Consider the following 1,472-nt stretch of genomic DNA (forward strand, 5'->3'; position numbering starts at 1 on the left):
ACCAATGTAGGAGCAACCCATGTTCACGGCGGTGTCGTTCCTGGTGGCTCCATGACAGGAGGTCCCAATTGACCATCGGAATGAACCGCACAACAGGAAAGCCCTTGACCGGCATTGAACATTTGCGCCAATCAATCCTTGATATTTTGTCAACGCGCATTGGCACGCGTGTGATGCGTCGTGATTATGGTTCACGCATTGCGGATATTCTTGATGCACCGGTGAATGACGCCTTTACTGTTAGTCTTTATGCCGCTATTGCCGAGGCTTTAGACAAGTGGGAACCACGGTTTAAACTGAACAAGATTGATTTTAAATGGAATGAAAATGGGCAAGTTTCCTTGTCCTTTGAAGGACTTTATTTGCCCTCAGGAAAGCCCATCACCATGGAAGGATTGCTGATAAAATGAATGGAGTGCTTGCAAAACCAGAAATCATTACAGAAATTTCCTTTGAAGAAATACGAGCAGCAGCTCTTGACCATTTAAAACAACTGTTGCCCGGATACATTGTTCTTGAAAGTGATCCAGCCGTAAAAGTCATTGAAGCTTTTAGCTATCGAGAACTGCTTTTAAGACAGCGGATTAATGAAGCAGCACGCAACAATATTCTTGATTTTGCAATTGGTGAATCTCTTGATGCTTTGGGAAACTGGCACGGAATTGCCCGCATGGAGGGTGAAAGTGACGAGAGATATCGCGAACGCATAAAACTTCATGCCCGTGGTGGCAAGGGAAGCGGAACAGAACCCTATTACAAACTGATAGCCATGTCCGCAGATAGCCGTGTTAAGGATGCCATTATTTATCGCAAAGGCAAAGATCCAACCATCTATGTTGCTCTTTTTGGCAATAATGAAGAAGGAACAGCTTCTGAAGATCTCATACAAACAGTCTCACAAGCCCTTCACAGAAAAAATATCATCATGACCAATGATACAATCATTGTGCACGCTGCTGTTAAAAAAGTGGTGGATTTGCAAGCTGATGTTTGGCTGTTACCGGAAACATCGTTGAAAATTCTCATGACAATGGAAACCAACTTAAGAGCGGCATGGCGAAAAGAACAAGCCATTGGTCGTGAATTAAGCCTTTCATGGTGGGTTTCAAAACTGATGATTGCTGGTGTCCAGAAAGTCATTGCCATTGCCCCAACACAAGACAGTGCCGTTTGTGATGAAGAAGTTTTAGCAATTGGTAAAATTACCTTAAACTTCAAAGGACGTGCACGCTAATGGTTGGCGCCCTCCTCCCAACCAATGCAACAGAATTTGAAAAGCGCCTTGCCGATGCTTGCGACTTTCATCAAGATGTTGATGGCTCTGTTTTGGGAATTTCACGTTCTAAGCTTATCACCCGCCCTCCCCGCTTCTTGCCATGGTTGATTGAAGAATACGGACTTGGTGAACTTACGCCTTATGTTCCAAACCTCTATGATTTAATTGACAAAGGGCTTGAATGGCAGCGTTTGCG

The 1,472-nt window shown here is 44.2% G+C and carries 2 protein-coding genes and 1 pseudogene; all 3 read left to right on the forward strand.

The window, feature by feature from the left end; genetic code table 11:
• Positions 1-68: 68 nt before the first annotated feature.
• The gene (locus tag AC0QT1_RS08575; protein WP_473201270.1) at positions 69-410 is read left to right on the forward strand and encodes a GPW/gp25 family protein; all 342 of its coding nucleotides are present in this window, start codon (positions 69-71) and stop codon (positions 408-410) included.
• Positions 407-1,234 (forward strand): baseplate J/gp47 family protein, encoded by an 828-nt coding sequence (locus AC0QT1_RS08580; RefSeq protein ID WP_473201269.1) that lies wholly within the window; start codon positions 407-409, stop codon positions 1,232-1,234. Before AC0QT1_RS08575 ends, AC0QT1_RS08580 begins: the two co-directional genes overlap by 4 nt.
• Positions 1,234-1,472 (forward strand): annotated as a pseudogene (locus AC0QT1_RS08585) (phage tail protein); the annotation flags it as partial. The gene AC0QT1_RS08580 and the pseudogene AC0QT1_RS08585, both read left to right, overlap by 1 nt.

It is taken from the genome of Bartonella sp. P12B (assembly GCF_055796185.1).